This window comes from Plantactinospora sp. B24E8 (genome assembly GCF_039871735.1).
Classification (GTDB): domain Bacteria; phylum Actinomycetota; class Actinomycetes; order Mycobacteriales; family Micromonosporaceae; genus Plantactinospora.
Window position 1 is genome coordinate 103,716 of the sequence record NZ_JBDPMH010000012.1, and the last position, 16,654, is coordinate 120,369.

The window sequence follows — 16,654 nt, forward strand, 5'->3', positions numbered from 1 at the left end:
CGCGAAGGGAGAACCAGGATTGCCCGCCGGGCGGGTCGGCGGGTACGGCGTACACTCGCCGCCGTGACGGACAGCTCCCCCGGCGAGGTACCACCGATCTGCTCGGCCCGGGGCTGCCGTACCGCGGCCAGTTGGGCGCTGCGCTGGAACAATCCCCGGCTGCACGAGGCGGACCGGCGGAAGACCTGGCTCGCCTGCACCGAGCACCGGCAGTTCCTCGGCGATTTCCTCGGGGCGCGCGGGTTCCTCCGTGAGGTCGCCCCGGTCGACCGATCGCCTACGCTCGACACGTGAGGCGAGCGAAGCGAACGAGGCACACGACGTGAGCGAACCCGGCCACGCGCACCGCAACGGCGACCCGGGTGGCGACGGCCGCCAGCCCGACCTGCCCACCACCGGTCCGGCCGTCCCGGACCTGTCCTTCCCCGGCCCCGCCGCCCCGGCCCTGTCGTCGAGCGGCCCACCCACCACCGGCGCCGCCGACCCGGACCTGTCGTCGGCAGGGCCGACCGACCCGTTGGAGCCGTGGCCGGAGACCGTCCGGTGGCGGTCCGTCTCGCAGAACCTGATCTGGGTGGAGACGGTGCAGCTCGGCATCACCGTGCTGGTGGTCCTGACCGGTCTGGGCATCGGCCTCGCGCTGACCGGACACTGGCTGTTCGGGCTGGGCATCGGGCTGACCGTCGGGCTGACACTGTGGCGGGTGGTCGTCATCGTGCGTGCCGTCCGCGCCTGGGGGTACGCCGAACGCGACCACGACCTGCTGGTCCGGCACGGTCTGCTGGTCCGGCGACTGTCGATCGTGCCGTACGCCCGGATGCAGTTCGTCGACGTCACCGCCGGGCCGTTGGAACGGGCCTTCGGCCTGGCCACCGTGCAGCTGCACACCGCCGCCGCGGCCAGCGACGCGCGGGTGCCGGGCCTGCCCCCGGCCGAGGCGTCCCGGCTCCGCGACCGACTCACCGCCCTCGGCGAGGATCGGGCGGAGGGTCTGTGAGCGGCGGCGAGGCCGCCGAGCCACGCCGGCGGCTGCATCCGCTGAGCCCGCTGCTGCACGGCGCGAAGTCGCTGGTGGTCATCGTCGCCGCGCTCTCCTGGTCGACGCTGTCCCGGGTCGGGTTCGGCTGGTTCGCGGTGCTGGTCGCCGTACTGGTGCTCGGCGCGCTGGTGCTCTCGGTGGTCAGTTGGTACAACACCGGCTACCACGTGGTCGGCCGGGAGCTGCGCATCCACGAGGGCCTGGTGTGGCGGCGGACCCGGGCGATCCCGCTGGAACGGCTGCAGGCGGTCGAGGTGGTCCGGCCGCTGCTGGCACAGCTCAGCGGGCTGGCCGAACTCCGGCTGGAGGTGGTCGGCGGCGGCAAGACGGAGGCTCCGCTGGCGTACCTCACGGTGACCGACGCGGTCGCGCTCCGGGAACGGCTGCTGAGCCTCGCCGGTCCGGCCCCCCGACCCGGGCCGGAGCAGGCGACCGGGGTGGCCGCCACGCCGGACGCCGTACCGCCCGGTCCCGCGTCTGCCGGTGGAGCCGCCGGTACGGCGACGCCGGCCGTGCCGGTGCCGGGTCTGCCGGGGATCACCATCGGCGCCGGTACGCTCCCCGGCCGGCACCTGCACACCGTGTCGAACCGGGACCTGCTGGTCAGCCAGTTGCTCACCCCGCAGGCGTTCCTGCTGCCGTTCGGCGTCGCGTTCGTCCTGGTGCAGTTCCTCACCGAGGGCTCGTGGTCGTTCATCGCGGTGGCCAGCACGCTCACCGCGATGGCCGGGGTGATCCTCCAGCCGATCCGGCGGGTCCTCGACGACTGGGGTTTCCGGCTCGCCCGGGACGACGCCGCGCTGCGGATCCGGCAGGGACTGTTGGAGACCCGGGCGCAGGCGGTACCACTGAACCGGCTGCAGGCGATCACCGTCACCTGGCCGCTGCTCTGGCGGATGAAGGGCTGGCTGCGGCTACGGCTGTCGGTCGCCGGGTACGCGGCCGGCGAGTCGACCGACCGGCAGCAGCCGGACCGGCTGCTGCCGGTCGGCGACCTGCCCACCGCCCAGCGCATCGTCGCCGAGGTGCTGCCGGGGGTGGCGCTGACCGGCACGCTGACCCCGCCGCCGGCCCGGGCCCGCTGGGTGCATCCGGTGGCCCGGAACGCATTCGGCGCCGGTCTCTCCGCACGGGTCTTCGCGGTCCGGTCGGGGCTGCTGACCCGGGAGCTGCTCATCGTGCCGTACGCCCGGATCCAGTCCGTCCGGGTCGTGCAGGGTCCGCTGCAGCGGCGGCTACGGTTGGCGACCGTCTACGCGGACACCGCCGGCGGGCCGAGCGCGGCGGCCCAGGACCGCGACGTGCACGAGGCGTGGGCGTTGGCGGCCGAGTTGACCGCGCGGGCCCGCTCGGCCCGGGTCAGCGCCCGAGGCTGACCGTCCGGTCCGGCTCCGGGCCGGGCGTCTCCGGCGCCGGACCCGACGTCACCGGCGCAGGTGACGCCGGTGTCGCGCCCGGTCCGGCCTGGCCCGGGACTGTGCCGGTCGGCGCGGGGTCGGGGGTCGCCGCCGACTCCGGCTCCGGACCGCCGTCCACGGGTTCGGGTCCACCGGTGTGCCGACGTGCCCTGCGGGCCGCCCACCACCGTTCGGCCAGTCCGACCACGAGGAAGGTCAGCCCGACGTACGCCCAGCCGACCAGGACGTCGATCACGTAGTGCTCACCGGCGTAGACCAGCGTGAAGGTCATCGCCAGCGGATAGCAGAGCAGCAGCGGCCACCAGCGGCGTCGGGTCGCGCCGAGGAAGAAGACCACCACGAAGAGCGCCCAGGCGGTGTGCAGCGACGGCATCGCGGCAACCGGGTTGGAGGCGATCTGGCCGGCGTTGAGCAGGTTGCCGGCACCGTGCATGCCGAACTCGCGCCAGCCCCGGGTGGAGATCCGGGCGACGTCCGAGAGCATCCCGTACTGGGCGGCCCACCACGGCGGCGCGGCCGGGTAGGCGAAGTAGGTGACCAGACCGGCCGCGCAGAGGAAGCCCCAGCGGCGCATGAAGGCGCCCCAGCGGGCGCGGCTGCGCAGCCAGAGCACCACCGCGGCGGTCAGGGTGACCACGAAGTGGGAGAAGTACACCCAGCTGACCAGGACGTCCCACCAGTGGATGCCGTCCGGGTCGTAGAGGTGGTCCTGCAGCCAGATGGTCGGCACCTGGCCGTCCGTCAGCCAGCCGAACATCCAGCGGTCGGCGGCGATCAGCTCGTACGCGTGCGGGGTGGCGCCGTTGTCCGCGAACCCCCGGGAGAGGTTGTAGAGGGCGAGCAGCACCACGACCGGCAGCCAGTCGCGGGCGAACCCGAGGTGGGTACGCCAGGGCCGGTCGCTGCGCCAGGCGATGGTGGCGGCCCAGAGCCAGGCGAAGGCGTAGAGCGGGTCGGTGGGCAGCCCGATCAGCAGCCAGCAGGCGACGAAGGCCACCGCCCAGATCGACATGGCGACGAGCCGACGGCGGCCGTCCGGCGCGGCGCCGCCGGGCGGCGTGGCAGGTGGGGTGTCTGTGACGGTGGCGTGCATCGCCGTCCAGGTTAACGGCGCCCCAACCGGGGGCCGAGACAGGGACATCTCGGCATGACCATCACCTCCCCGACCTGCCGGACAGCCACCGGCGGAAGGTGACGAGCCGACGAAGTAGCAACGTGGTTGCTACCGTAGCAACCAAGTTGCTACTGTGCCGCAATGTCGGTCTCCCGGATCCTGCTCGGCCTGCTCGAGCCCCACTCCCAACACGGTTACGTGCTGCGCCAGCGCTACGACGAGTGGTTCGGCGCCAGTCGCCCGCTCAAATCCGCACAGGTCTACGCCACCCTCGGCCGACTCGACAAGGAGGGTCTGGTCGGGCTGGCCGGGGTCGCGTCCGGCGTCGGCCCGGACCGCCGCGTGTACGCGATCACCGAGGCCGGGGTGGGTGAACTCGAACGCTGGCTCGACGAGCCGGAGGTGCCCGAGGTCACCGGCAGCCGGAAGGTGCTCTTCGCCAAGGTCCTCATCGCGCTCTCCAGCGGCCGGCCCGCCGCGCCGATGCTCGACCGGCAACGCCAGGCCCACCTGGCCCGGATGCGTGAGATGCGGGCACGCCGCCAGGCCGGTGACCTGATCAGCCAACTCGACGCGGACTTCGAGATGTACCACCTCGACGCCGACCTCAGGTGGATCGACGGCGCCGTCGCCCGACTCGACCGACTCGCCGCCCTGGTGCACCGCGCCGACCAGCGAGCCGACACCGACACCCACCCCGACGAGGAGACCCGGTGATTCTGCACGGCAGCCACCTCAGCCTCCGGTTCGGCCAGACCGACGCCCTGGACGACGCGGAGATCACCGTCGACTCCGCCGAGATCGTCGCCGTCATGGGGCCGTCCGGCTCGGGCAAGTCGACGCTGCTACACGTACTCGCCGGAATACTGCGACCGGACCGGGGCGAGGTCACGTTCGACAACCAACGGATCGACAACCTGCCGGACGGCCGCCGCAGCCGACTGCGACTGCGCTCGTTCGGCTTCGTGCTGCAGTTCGGCGACCTGGTCCCCGAACTGTCCCTGCGGCAGAACGTCGAACTGCCACTGCGACTGCTCGACGTACCCCGGTCCGAAGCGCGGACCCGGGCCGCCGAGTTGCTCCGGCTGCTCGAGGTCGACGACCTGGCCGACCGCCGTCCCGGCCAGGTCTCGGGTGGCCAGGCGCAGCGCGCCGCGGTGGCCCGGGCCCTGGTGCACCGGCCGGCGGTGGTCTTCGCCGACGAACCCACCGGCGCGTTGGACAGCGCGGCCGGTGAGGTGGTGCTGGACGCACTGACCGGGCTGGCCCGCAAGGAGGGCAGCGCCGTCGTGCTGGTCACCCACGAGTCCCGGGTCGCCGCGTACGCCGACCGCACCGTCTTCCTGCGCGACGGGCAGGTGACGGCGTGACCGCCCCGACTCCGGGCAGCCCGAGAGGCCGCACGACGATACGGCGCTGGATCTGGCTCGGGCTGCGGCTGTCGGTCGGCTCCGGCCGGGGTGGGCTGCTGCGGACCGCGCTGATGTCGTCGGGGGCGGCGCTCGGCGTACTGCTGGTGCTGGCGTCCCTGGCCACGGTCTCGGTGGCCGCCGCCCAGCACGGACGGGCCGAGGCGCGTACCGCGGTCCGGGACGACACTCGGACCAGCCCGTCCCCACTGCGGATGCACGAGATCGGGGACGGGATCGACGGTCGGATACTGCGTCGTACCGCGGTGATCGGCGCCGACCCGACCAGCCCACGCCCGCCCGGCATCGCCGCGCTGCCCCGGCCGGGGGAGATTGTGGTCTCCCCCGCGCTGCGCGACCTGATCACCACCGACCCCCGGGCCGCCGGCCGGTTCCCGCAGCGGATCATCGGCACGGTCGGCCCGGCCGGGCTGCTCGCCCCGGACGAACTCCTCGCCTACGTCGGCGCCGAGCCGGTGCCGGTGCCGCCCGATGCGGTCGGGTTCTACGAACACCTTCCGGTGACCGGGTTCGGCGCCCCGCTGGTCTACGCCCTCGGCGTGCAGTCCGCCGGACCGGACGTCTTCACCCCGGCCCGGCTGCTGGCCATCGCCTTCGGACTCTTCGTCCTGGTCCCGTTCGGCGTCTTCCTGGCCACCTGCGCCCGGCTCTCGGCCTCCACCCGGGACCGCCGGATCGCCGCACTCCGACTGCTCGGCGTGTCGGCCCGGCAGGCGACCCTGGTCAACGCGGTCGAGACCGGGGTGGTCACCGCCGGCGGCGCGCTGCTCGGCCTGCTCGGCTACCTCCTGCTCACCCCGCTGTCCGAGAACTGGCGGATCGGCCGGTTGCACTGGTACGCCGCCGACGTCGCCGTACCGGCACCGGTGACCGCGGCCGTGCTCGCCCTGGCCGTCGGCTACGCGGTCGCGATCGGCACCTTCGCCACCCGGCCGGCCCGGGTCAACCCGCTGGCGGTACGCCGTGACGCGCCGGCCGGCCGCCCCCGGCTGTGGCGGCTCGGGCCGCTGGTCGCCGGTCTGGTCGGCGCGGTGCTGGCTGGTCTGCTCGGCCGGACCGGTCCCGGGCTGCCGGAGGGCCTGCTCTTCGCCGGCTCGCTGCTGTTGACCGGGCTCGCCCTGCCGCTCGCCCTGCCGACCCTCGGGTACGCGCTCGCCGCCCTGCTGGAGCGGCTGCCCGGCACCCCGGTCTGGCTGGAACTGGCCGCTGCCCGGCTGCGGCACGCACCCGGGGTCGCACCCCGGCTGGTCGCCGCGCTCACCGTGATCGTCTACGTGGTGGGGCTCGGCTCACTCGGCGTCGGCCTGATCGCCAACGACCGCGACCTGGTACCGACCGAGTACCCGCCCGGAGCTTCCAAGGACGCCCGGCTCTACCAGCTGCTCGGTCCGGCACCGGCACCGGACGGGCCGCTGCGTGCGGTGGCCGGGGTGCAGATTCTCGACCTGCGCAGTGTGCCGGCGACGGTGGGCGGTGTCCCCGGCAACCTGCTGATCGCTGACTGCGCCGACCTGACCGGCCTGTACCGGCTCGACCCCGGCGAGTCCTGCCGGGACGGCGTGGTCTACCGGCTGGACGACGGCTTCTCGTTCAGGTCTGTCCCGCAGCCGGGGACCGAGGTGGTCACCGAGGACGGGACGACGATCCCGGTGCCGGACCAGACCCTGCACCTGAATCACCGGTTCGACCTCGGTATCTCCGGCGCGCTGCTGGTGACCCGGCAGGCACCGGTCGCCGCCGCCCTGTCGGCCACTCCGGATCCCTGGCCACTGCTGGTCGCCACCGACCTGAGCACCGCCGACCGGGCCGCCCAGGTGCTCGCCGCGCACGCCCCGGCCGCATACCTCAGCGGCGATTTTGACCTCCGCCAGGGCTTCGACGCCGACCTGCTGGTCACCCTCCTGGTCACCGGGCTGGTGGTGAGTTTCCTGCTCGGCATCGGCGCGTTCGCCGCCGCCGCGGTCGACCGGACCATGGAACGGCGCCGGCAGAACGCCACCCTGGCGGTGGTCGGGACCAGCCCGGGCACCGTCGCCGGCAGCGAACTCGGCTTCGGGGCGTTGCCGCTGGTGATCGGGCTGGTCCTGGCCAGCCTCGCCACGGTCACCGTGGCCAGCGTGCTGGCCGGGCTGCTCGACGTCGGGGTGGGGGTGGTACTCGACCGGGTCGCCCCGACGCTCTGGCTCGCCGCCGGTGCGCTGCTGGCCGGGCTGGTGCTGATCGCCGTACCGGCCTGGCTGACCCAGCGGATCACCGCCGAGCAGCTCCGCCGACCCTGACCACCCGGAATCTCCCGGGGACCGAGTCGGCGGTCCCCGGGGGATTCCGGTCGCCACAGGACCTAGGCTCTGCCTCATGGAGCAGGAACAGTCCGGGGCGGGGCCGACGCCGCCGCAGCCGGAGAGTGTCTTTCCGCCGGGCCTGACCGCCCGGGTCGAGCTGACCGTCGGTGACGCCGACACCGCGCAGGCGGTCGGCTCAGGTGACGTACCGGTGCTGGGTACGCCCCGGGTGCTGGCGCTCGCCGAGGCGGCGACGGTCGCCGCCACCGCGAGCCGGTTGCCGGCCGGGATGACCACGGTCGGGATGCGGGTCGAACTCGACCACCGGGTGCCGACCCCGGTCGGCCGGACCGCCGTCGCGCTGGCCCGGCTGGCCAAGGTCGACGGTCGGCGCCTGCTCTTCGAGGTCGCGGTCACCGAAGGCGCGACGACGGTCGCCGAGGGCCGGGTCGAACGGGTCCTGGTCGACCGCCACCGGTTCGTCGAACGCGCGCTCGGATCCGCATGAGCCCCACCTTCACCGAGGTCGGCGACCGGGTGTACGTCCTGCGTCAGCCGCTGCTCGACGTGAACGTGACCCTGGTGGTCGGGGACGGGGCGGCGCTGGTCGTCGACACCCTCTCCACCGCCGGTCAGGCCGCCGAACTCGTCGCCGCCGCCCGTGAACTGACCCCGGACCCGTTCGTCGTGGTCAACACCCACCACCACTTCGACCACTGCTTCGGCAACCACACGCTGGCCGCCGACCCGGCGTGTCCGGTCTACGCCCACCCGCTGACCCTCGAACGGCTCCGCGACCAGCCGGAGCTGGTCCGCCGGCAGGCGTACGACGAGGTGCTGCCCGCCGAGCCGGCGCTCGCCACCGAGGTGGCCCGGACGAGGATCCTCGCCCCCACCCATCCCGTGCCGTACGAGACGACGCTGGACGTCGGCGGCCGGCCGGTGCTGCTGCGTCATCTCGGTCGGGGCCACACCGACGGGGACCTGGTGGTGCAGGTCCCGGACGCCGACGTCCTCGTCGCCGGTGACCTGATCGAGGAGAGCGGGCCGCCGGCGTTCGAGGACGCGTACCCGTTGGAGTGGGTGGAGACGGTCGCCGCGCTGCTCCGGCTCAGCACGCCGGCGTCGGTGGTGGTCCCCGGGCACGGCGCCGTGGTCGGCCCGGACTTCGTCCGGGCCCAGCACGAGGACCTGGCCGCGCTGGCCTGGCTGATCCGGGACGGCGACGCCGACCACTCGCCGGCCGAGCAGCTCGCCCGGCACGCCCCGTTCGGTCCGGAGGTGGCGTTGACCGCCGTCCGGCGTGGCTACGCCGAGCTGCACGGCGACGCCTGAGCCGGTCAGCCCGGCGAACGGTCGGAACGGTCGGAACGCCCGGGCCGGTCACGTCGGGAGGCGACCCGCCGGCGGTCAGGCCGGGAAGCGCCGGCTCACCGGCGGTCAGGCCGGGAAGCGGCGGGCGACGTCGGACCGGGTCGGCATCGCCACCGCGCCGCCCGGTGACTCGCAGACCAGTCCGGCGACCCGGAGCGCGAACCCGACCCGGTCCCGCCAGCCGGCCGGATACGCCGGCAGGCCGTCGGCGAGCAGGTCCGCGACCAGCGCCGCCATCACGGCGTCGCCGGCCCCGGTGGCGTCGACCGCGTCGACCGGTGGCGCCGGCAGCCACTCCGGGCCTCCGGTCGGTCCGGCCCAGACCAGCGCGCCCCGGGCCCCGCCGCCGGTGACCACGACCGTGCCGGCACCGAGGGCGCGCAGCCGCTCCGCCGCGCGCTCGGCGATCCCGTCGCCGGCCCTGCCGGTCGTCCGGTCGCCGTCAGTGCCGGCCGCCCGGTCGCGGTCACCGCCGCCCGGCGCGGGTGGTGCGCCGGCGTCGTCGCCGTAGAGCACCTCGGCGTCGGCGACACTGAGTTTCACCAGGTCGGCGGAGGCGGCGAACTCGGCCACCACGTCCCGCAGCTCGTCGACCGCGGACTGGTCCGCGAGCAGCCGGGGTCGGACGTTGGGGTCGAAGACCTTCCAGCCGGTCGCCAACCCCCAGGCCCGCCGGGCGGCGGCCCGCACGGGTGGGCTGAGCAACGCGATCGAGCCGGCGTAGAGCACCCCGGCGCCCTCCACCAGCGGTACGTCGAGTTCCTCCGGCCCGAGCAGCCCGTACGACGGAGGCGTGCCGTAGAAGCGGAAGTCGGGTTCGGCACCGGCGAAGGTGACCACCCCGAGGGTGGTGGCGACCGGTCGCCGTACCACCCCACGCTGGCCGACGCCGACCGTACTCAACAGGTCCCGGATCCGTCCGGCGAGTACGTCGTCCCCGAGCGACCCGACGAACTCCACCGCTCCGCCCAGCCGGGCCACCCCGACCGCGACGTTGAGCGGTGCCCCGCCGACCGCCTGCCGGTAGACGGGCGCCCCGGCGCACTCCCCGTCCAGCAGGTCGACGAGCGCCTCGCCGAGCACCACCGCGTACCCCATCCGACTGTCCTCCCGAACCGGCCGGTCGCGACCGGACGACCGTACGCCCGGGCGGGCCCGGCCACGACCTGTCCCGACCGACAGTCCGACCCTGACACACCGGCGGGTCCTGTCACACCGACCTGACATACTCCGCCGCCGTGATCAAACAATCCGAGACGGTATCCCGCTACTGGACGGCCTGCGAGGGGCGGGACTGGACGGCGGTCGGCGCCCTGCTGCGCGAGGACGTGGTCTACGACCTGCCGCAGACCCGGGAGCGGATCGTGGGACGGGAGCGGTTCCTGCGGTTCAACATCGAGTACCCGGGCGACTGGCACGTGACCGTGGAACGGGTGGTCGGCGAGGGGCGACACGGGGCGTCCTGGATCCGGGTCGGGTACGAGGGGGCGGAGCTGTCGGCCCTCTCCTTCTTCGAGTTCGACGACGACGGGCTGATCAACCGAATCACCGAGTTCTGGCCCACGCCGTACGACCCGCCGGCCGGACGGGAGCACCTCGTCGAGCGGTACTGAAATCGGGCGGTACCGAACCGGTGGAATTTCCTCATCGAAACTTACCTATTGCGTCCGACGTCGATCCGTGATGCGATAGCGCGTACCGAGCCAGTGCGGGGGCTGACGCGCTGTGCCGGGTGCCGGCAGGGCCACGCGAAGGGCACACACATCCGTGATCGGACTGTGCGCCCCGTCGCCACCTGCCTCCGGCGGATACCAGCCCACCACCTTCGCCGGGGCAGCTCGACGAGATCGCGCAGTGTCGGTAGCGGGCGCCCGCGAGGGTCCCCCGCAGGTTGTCCGCAGCGCCGTCCCACGCGACTGCGGCACTGCCCCCAAGAAGGAGAACTCGGTGAAACGTCTACGCAGGATCGCGGTCCTCGGTGCCGTGGCCGCGCTTGCCGCCGGTGTCATCACGGTGGTCAATTCCGCTCCCGCCAGCGCACACGGCGCCGCCATGACGCCCGGCAGTCGTACCTTCCTCTGCTGGCGGGACGGGCTCAGCCCGACCGGTCAGATCATCCCCAACAACCCGGCCTGCTCGGCCGCGGTGGCGCAGAGTGGTGCCAACACGCTCTACAACTGGTTCAGCGTGCTGCGTTCGGACGCGGGGGGCCGGACCACCGGATTCGTCCCGGACGGGCAGCTGTGCAGCGGTGGCAACACCTCGTTCAGCGGCTTCAACCTGGCCCGCAACGACTGGCCGCTGACCCACCTGACCGCCGGCGCCAGCATGGAGTTCCGGTACAGCAACTGGGCCCACCACCCCGGCACGTTCTACTTCTACGTGACCCGGGACGGGTTCAACCCGAACAGCCCGCTGGCCTGGAGCAGCCTGGAGTCGACGCCGTTCCTGACCGTCACCAACCCGCCACAGCGCGGGGCGGTGGGCAGCAACGACGGCCACTACTACTTCAGCGGTCGGCTGCCGACCGGTAAGAGCGGCCGGCACATCATCTACTCGCGTTGGGTCCGCTCGGACAGCCAGGAGAACTTCTTCGGCTGCTCCGACGTGGTCTTCGACGGCGGCAACGGTGAGGTGACCGGAATCGGTCCGGGCAACGGCGGACCGAGCAACCCGCCGACCACCCCGCCCGGCAACCCGCCCACCACTCCCCCGGGCAACCCGCCGACCACCCCGCCGGCCGGGCCGGCCGCCTGCACCGCCACCTACCGGCTCACCGGCAACTGGTCCGGCGGCTTCCAGGCCGAGGTCACCGTCCGCAACTCCGGCACCTCGGCGCTGAGCGGGTGGACCACCAGCTGGACCTACGCCAACGGCCAGACCATCGGCAGCCTGTGGAACGGCCAGCACACCCAGAGCGGGAGCTCGGTGACGGTCCGCAACGTCGGACACAACGGCAGCCTCGCCGCGGGGGCGAGTGCCACGTTCGGCTTCGTCGGCAACGTCAGCGGCAGCACGAACGCCGTACCGACGCCGACCTGCAGCAGCCCGTAACCACCACCGCACAACGCGACGGGCCCGGTGCCGAATGGCACCGGGCCCGTCCCGTGTCCGGAGTTCCCCCGTCGGGCGGTCCGCTTCCCGCCGCGCGTCAGCGGACCATCGAGCCGACCACCGGCTTGGTGAGCAGGGCGGACTGGTTGCGCTCGATCCCCGGGTCGAGGGTCTTGGCCACGAAGATCGCGTGCCAGATGCAGAAGACCAGCACCGTCCAGACCTTGCGGGAGTGGTCCGCCTCGCCGCGCTTGTGCTCGTCGAGCAGCCGCATCGCGTACGAGAGGTCGAGCAGGTCACCGGCGCCGGAGATGGAGAAGACGTGCCGGGCCCACTCGTACATCTCGCCGGCCAGCCAGACCCGCGTCGGGGTCGGGAAGCCCAGCTTGCGCCGGTTCACGATGGCCGGCGGGACGACGCCGTTGAGCGCCTGCCGCATCGCGTACTTGGTGGCGTCGGAGCGCGGCGGCAGCTTCAGGTCCACCGGGATACCGGCGGCGACCTCGAAGACGTCCCGGTCCAGGAACGGCACCCGCACCTCCAGCGAGTGCGCCATCGAGATCCGGTCCGCCTTGACCAGGATGTCGCCACGCAGCCAGGTGTAGAGGTCGACGTACTGCATCTTGGTGACGTCGTCGAGTTCGGTGCACTCGGCGTAGATCGGCGCGGTGACGTCGGTGTAGCGCACCGAGGGGTCGTACCGGCGCAGCAGGTGCTGCTTCTCCTCCTCGGTGAACATCCGGGCGTTGCCGTAGTAGCGCTGCTCGATCGGGGTGGTGCCGCGCTCCAGGAAGCTCTTGCCCTTGACCCCCTGCGGGATCGCCTTGGAGACCGCCCGCAGGCCCTTCTGCACCCCGCCGGGCAGGCCGTTGACCGCGCCGAGCGAGAGCGGCTCCCGGTAGATGGTGTAACCGCCGAAGAACTCGTCCGCGCCCTCGCCGGAGAGGACCACCGTGACGTGCTCGGCGGCCTTCTTCGCCACGAAGTAGAGCGGCACCAGGGCCGGGTCGGCCACCGGGTCGTCCAGATGCCAGACGATTTTCGGCAGCGCGTTGATCATGTCGTACGGCCCGATCTTGGTCGGGATGGTGGTGACCCCGAGGTGCCGCGCGGAGTCCTGGGCCACCTCGATCTCCGAGTAGCCGGGCACGTCGTAGCCGACGGTGAAGGTCAGGATGTTCGGGTTGAAGTCCCGGGCCAGCGCCACCACCGCGGTCGAGTCGATACCGCTGGAGAGGAAGGCGCCGACCGGCACGTCGGCCCGCATGTGCATCCGGACGCTCTCCCGCAGCGTCTCCCGGATCTGGTGGTAGAGCCGCTCCGGCTCCGGCACCGGCGCGGGCCGGAAGACCGGCCGGTACCAGCGGCGGATCTCGATCTGCTGCCCCGGTGACCAGGTCAGGTACTCCCCCGACCCGATCCGGTTGATGCCCTGGTGCAGGGTGCCGGGCTCGGGCACGTACTGCAGGGTGAGGTAGTGCGACAGGTTGGCGTGGTCGACCCCGGCGTCGCCGTGGTGCGCCGACGGCGCGAACGGCAGCAGCGCCTTCTTCTCCGACGCCAGGTAGACCCCGTCCCGGGTCTGCAGGTAGTGCAGCGGCTTGATCCCGAAGTAGTCCCGGGCGCCGAAGGCCCGCCGGAGCTGCCGGTCCCAGATCACGAAGGCGAACATGCCCCGCAGCCGGTTGAGGACCTGTTCTCCCCAGTAGTGGAAGCCGGCGACGATCACCTCGCCGTCGCCCTGGGTGGCGAACTGCGCGCCGTAGTTGCGGGCCAGCTCCTCCCGCAGCTCGATGTAGTTGTAGATCTCGCCGTTGAAGGTCAGCAGGTAGCGGCCGTTCGCGTACGGCAGCGGCTCGTGGCTGAGCGCCACGTCGATGATCGACAGGCGCTTGTGCGCGAAAACGGCGTCGGTGTACCCGTCCGGGGTCGAAATCACCTCCACACCGGTCTCGTCCGGTCCTCGGTGGTGCAGGCATTCCAACGCGCCGGCCAGGGCGTCGCGGTGTGCGCCGGCGTTGCCGTGCGCGCTGAAGAAGGCCAGGAGTCCGCACATGGCGGTCATCTTTCCACGCGGGCCCCACGGGCGTGCCGGCACCGCCGGCACAGGCGGCCCCCGTACGCCCGTACGCCGACGGCCGCCCCGGCGCGGTACGGTCGCATCAGGCAGGGTGCGTGATCAACACCCCGACGCCGGGCTCGACCAGTCCGGGGCGGGTCGAGCGGCCGGGACACCCGGCCGGCAGCAGGGAGGAGCGGCGATGTCAGACGAGCGGACCGACATCACGTCGGAGCCGGCGCGGACCGAATCGGCGCAGTTCGGCTCAGCGCCGGCCCCGGTCGGCACGGCGCCGGCCGAGGAGGCGCAGACCTCGGCGGCGCAGACCGACACGGCGCGGACCGAGTCACACGACCCGGACTTCCCGGAGAAGTTCCTCGCCTTCATGCGGCAGGGCTGGCAGGACAGCACGCTGCCGGTCGGTCCGCGGCCCGAGGTACCGAACCACGCCAAGCGCCGGGCGGCGCTGTCGGCCGCGTTCTCCGGCGAGACACTGGTGGTCCCGACCGGCCCGGAGAAGGTACGCGCCAACGACACCGGATACCCGTTCCGTCCCGGCAGCGACTTCGTCTACCTGACCGGTGACCACGACCCGGACAGTGTGCTGGTGATGCGGCCGAACGGCTCCGGGCACGACGCGGTGCTCTACATGCGCCCCCGGTCGTCCCGGGAGAACGACGAGTTCTTCCGCAGCCGGGACGGCGAACTCTGGGTCGGCCGCCGGCACACGCTGGCCGAGAAGGCCACCGAACTCGGCATCGAGACCCGGCCGCTGACCGAACTCGCCGACGCGCTGGCCGACTGCGCACCGGGTCGCACCCGGGTGCTGCGGGGCCTGGACCCGTCGGTCGACGGCGCCGTCCGGGCGTACGAGCCCCGGCAGGCCGACGGCGACCCGGCCGCCCGGCTCGGCCGGGACCGGGAACTCGCCGCGGTCATCTCCGAGCACAAGCTGGTCAAGGACGAGTGGGAGATCAGCCAGCTGCAGGAGGCGATCGACGCCACGGTACGCGGCTTCGAGGACGTCGCCCGGATCCTGCCCGCCGACCGGCCGGTCGCCGAGCGGCTGCTGGAGGGCGTCTTCGGGCTGCGCGCCCGGCACGACGGCAACGACGTCGGCTACAGCTCGATCGTCGGGGCCGGCGAGCACGCCACGATCCTGCACTGGATCCGCAACACCGGCCACACCCGGCCGGGTGAGCTGCTGCTGATGGACATGGGGGTGGAGGGCCGGAACCTCTACACCGCCGACGTCACCCGGGTGGTCCCGGTCTCCGGCACCTTCAGCCCGCTGCAACGGCAGGTCTACGACATCGTGTACGCGTCGCAGCAGGCCGGGATCGACGTCATCCGGCCGGGCGTGACGTTCAAGGACGTGCACCGTACCTGCATGCGGGTGCTCGCCGAGGGCCTCGCCGACCTGGGGCTGCTGCCGGTCAGCGTGGACGAGGCGATGGACGAGCAGTCGATGCTCTACCGCCGGTGGACGCTGCACGGCTTCGGTCACATGCTCGGCCTGGACGTGCACGACTGCGCCAACGCCCGCAAGGAGCAGTACCGGGACGGCACCCTCGGCGAGGGCTACGTGCTGACCGTCGAGCCCGGGCTCTACTTCCAGCCCGAGGACGAACTCGTTCCGGCGGAACTGCGCGGCATCGGGATCCGGATCGAGGACGACGTACTGGTCACCGGGGACGGTGCGGTCAACCTGTCGGCGGGGCTGCCGCGTCGCGCCGACGAGGTCGAGGAGTGGCTGGACGCCCAGCGCGCCGCCGGCCCGCGACTGCCCGGCTGAGCCCGCCGTGCCGGCCGGTCGGGACCGTTCCCGGCCGGCCGCCCCGGTCCCGCACCAGGCCGACGGCCCGGGGTCACGGTTCAACGGCGGACCGGGGTCTCGTACCCGGTCAGCAGCGCCCGGGCCAGCGGGGTGAGTGTGTGGTGTGCGGCCCTGCCGTGCCGGGTGGTCCGGAGCAGTCCGGCGTCGCGCAGCACACTCGCGTGCTGTGACGCGGACGGGGTGCTGATCCCGGCCCGCCGGGCCAGGTCGGTGGTGTTCGCCCCGACCAGGGCGGCCCGCAGCACCGCGGCCCGGGACCGACCGAGCAGCGCGATGAGCGGGTCGGCGGCTTCCGGGGCGTACGCCGGGACGGGTGGCCCGCTCCGACGCGGCTCGTCGGGTCGGCCGCATCCCCCGGACCGGCCCCGCACCGGGTGGGCCTCCGCCGCCCGGCCGTTGCGCACCGCACGCGGGCGACGCACCGGGAAGACCACGACGGCCGGATCCGGCTGGTTGCCGACCCAGAGGTGGCGGGCGAAGACGGACGGCACCAGCACGAGTCCGGTGCCCTCCGGCCGAACGTCGAGGTCGACCGGGGACGCGACGGCGAGCACCGGGCTACGCCAGGCCGCCGACGGGTCGAGCAGACCCAGCAGGGTCTCCACCCCACCGGTGGCCAGCGACCGGCTCCGCTCGGCGACGTCGAGCCGGACGACCGACTCCCAGGCGGCGAGTTCACCGGCCACCCCGCGCTCGTAGTAGGCCCGGACGGCGGCCGCCCGGCTCCGGCAGGTCGAGTTCGTGACCAGCCACGTCAGCGCGCGCTCGAGGCTGGGCTCCTCGGGCAGCGGAGCGAGCAGGTGGGCCGTACCCGGGTCCGCACTGTTGCCGCGCCCGCCGAATCCGCCGTCCCGGGTCGGCCCCACCCGGCCGGGGCGCAGGTCACGCAGCAGCCGGGCCAGTTCCGGGTCGTCGACGACGGGTGCGGTGGCGAGGCTGACCAGGATCTCGTGCAGCGGCAGCGGGGCCGGGGCGAGCCGGGTCCGGGCGATGTCGTCGGGCCCCAACCAGATCCGGATCATCACCACCTCCACCTCGCGTCGACGC

Annotated in this window: 15 protein-coding genes; 11 read left to right on the forward strand and 4 right to left on the reverse strand. The window is 73.2% G+C overall.

From position 1 onward, the window contains the following. Positions 1–63 precede the first annotated feature (63 nt). From ABGB21_RS19280 to ABGB21_RS19290, 3 genes are all read left to right on the forward strand, one after another. Positions 64–294, forward strand: a complete 231-nt coding sequence (locus tag ABGB21_RS19280; protein WP_347652335.1) for a hypothetical protein — start codon at positions 64–66, stop codon at positions 292–294. 196 nt (positions 295–490) lie between these two features. Continuing rightward, a complete protein-coding gene (locus ABGB21_RS19285) occupies positions 491–997 on the forward strand; it encodes a PH domain-containing protein (RefSeq protein ID WP_347652449.1) in 507 nt (168 codons plus the stop codon). Next, positions 994–2,415 carry a PH domain-containing protein gene (locus ABGB21_RS19290; RefSeq protein ID WP_347678825.1) on the forward strand — a complete coding sequence of 474 codons (1,422 nt, stop codon included), beginning with the start codon at positions 994–996 and terminating at the stop codon, positions 2,413–2,415. The genes ABGB21_RS19285 and ABGB21_RS19290 overlap by 4 nt, the downstream gene beginning before the upstream one ends. On the opposite strand, the gene ABGB21_RS19295 is transcribed toward ABGB21_RS19290, so the two are convergent. Beyond that, positions 2,399–3,550, reverse strand: a complete 1,152-nt coding sequence (locus ABGB21_RS19295; protein ID WP_347678827.1) for a phosphatase PAP2 family protein — start codon at positions 3,548–3,550, stop codon at positions 2,399–2,401. The two genes, ABGB21_RS19290 and ABGB21_RS19295, sit on opposite strands and share 17 nt — an antisense overlap. A gap of 162 nt (positions 3,551–3,712) precedes the next feature. Here ABGB21_RS19295 and ABGB21_RS19300 point away from each other — a divergent pair, with 162 nt between their 5' ends. From ABGB21_RS19300 to ABGB21_RS19320, 5 genes are all read left to right on the forward strand, one after another. After that, a complete protein-coding gene (locus tag ABGB21_RS19300; protein ID WP_347678829.1) occupies positions 3,713–4,288 on the forward strand; it encodes a helix-turn-helix transcriptional regulator in 576 nt (191 codons plus the stop codon). Continuing rightward, on the forward strand, positions 4,288–4,941 hold the full coding sequence (locus ABGB21_RS19305; protein ID WP_347678880.1) for an ATP-binding cassette domain-containing protein: 654 nt from the start codon (positions 4,288–4,290) through the stop codon (positions 4,939–4,941). The genes ABGB21_RS19300 and ABGB21_RS19305 overlap by 1 nt, the downstream gene beginning before the upstream one ends. Then, positions 4,938–7,280: an FtsX-like permease family protein gene (locus tag ABGB21_RS19310; protein ID WP_347678831.1), complete on the forward strand. Its 2,343-nt coding sequence runs from the start codon at positions 4,938–4,940 to the stop codon at positions 7,278–7,280. The genes ABGB21_RS19305 and ABGB21_RS19310 overlap by 4 nt, the downstream gene beginning before the upstream one ends. Positions 7,281–7,356: 76 nt before the next feature. Further along, the gene (locus tag ABGB21_RS19315; protein ID WP_347652340.1) at positions 7,357–7,791 is read left to right on the forward strand and encodes a thioesterase; all 435 of its coding nucleotides are present in this window, start codon (positions 7,357–7,359) and stop codon (positions 7,789–7,791) included. Next, entirely contained in the window at positions 7,788–8,618 is an 831-nt protein-coding gene (locus ABGB21_RS19320; protein WP_347652341.1) for an MBL fold metallo-hydrolase, read from the forward strand. The genes ABGB21_RS19315 and ABGB21_RS19320 overlap by 4 nt, the downstream gene beginning before the upstream one ends. Before the next feature lie 105 nt (positions 8,619–8,723). Here ABGB21_RS19320 and ABGB21_RS19325 read toward each other — a convergent pair whose 3' ends face one another. Continuing rightward, positions 8,724–9,755 (reverse strand): PfkB family carbohydrate kinase, encoded by a 1,032-nt coding sequence (locus ABGB21_RS19325; RefSeq protein WP_347678833.1) that lies wholly within the window; start codon positions 9,753–9,755, stop codon positions 8,724–8,726. 140 nt (positions 9,756–9,895) lie between these two features. Between ABGB21_RS19325 and ABGB21_RS19330 the strand changes: the two genes are divergently transcribed. Continuing rightward, on the forward strand, positions 9,896–10,270 hold the full coding sequence (locus tag ABGB21_RS19330; protein WP_347678835.1) for a nuclear transport factor 2 family protein: 375 nt from the start codon (positions 9,896–9,898) through the stop codon (positions 10,268–10,270). A gap of 370 nt (positions 10,271–10,640) precedes the next feature. After that, positions 10,641–11,711 carry a lytic polysaccharide monooxygenase gene (locus ABGB21_RS19335; protein ID WP_347678882.1) on the forward strand — a complete coding sequence of 357 codons (1,071 nt, stop codon included), beginning with the start codon at positions 10,641–10,643 and terminating at the stop codon, positions 11,709–11,711. Between the two features lie 97 nt (positions 11,712–11,808). Here the strand turns inward: ABGB21_RS19335 and asnB are convergent, their stop codons facing one another. Further along, on the reverse strand, positions 11,809–13,767 hold the full coding sequence (asnB, locus tag ABGB21_RS19340) for an asparagine synthase (glutamine-hydrolyzing) (RefSeq protein WP_347652344.1): 1,959 nt from the start codon (positions 13,765–13,767) through the stop codon (positions 11,809–11,811). Positions 13,768–13,972: 205 nt separating this feature from the next. Between asnB and ABGB21_RS19345 the strand changes: the two genes are divergently transcribed. After that, complete coding sequence (locus ABGB21_RS19345) at positions 13,973–15,565, forward strand: aminopeptidase P family protein (RefSeq protein WP_347678837.1); 1,593 nt, start codon at positions 13,973–13,975, stop codon at positions 15,563–15,565. A gap of 80 nt (positions 15,566–15,645) precedes the next feature. On the opposite strand, the gene ABGB21_RS19350 is transcribed toward ABGB21_RS19345, so the two are convergent. Beyond that, positions 15,646–16,629, reverse strand: a complete 984-nt coding sequence (locus tag ABGB21_RS19350) for a winged helix-turn-helix domain-containing protein (RefSeq protein ID WP_347652346.1) — start codon at positions 16,627–16,629, stop codon at positions 15,646–15,648. Positions 16,630–16,654: the final 25 nt, after the last annotated feature.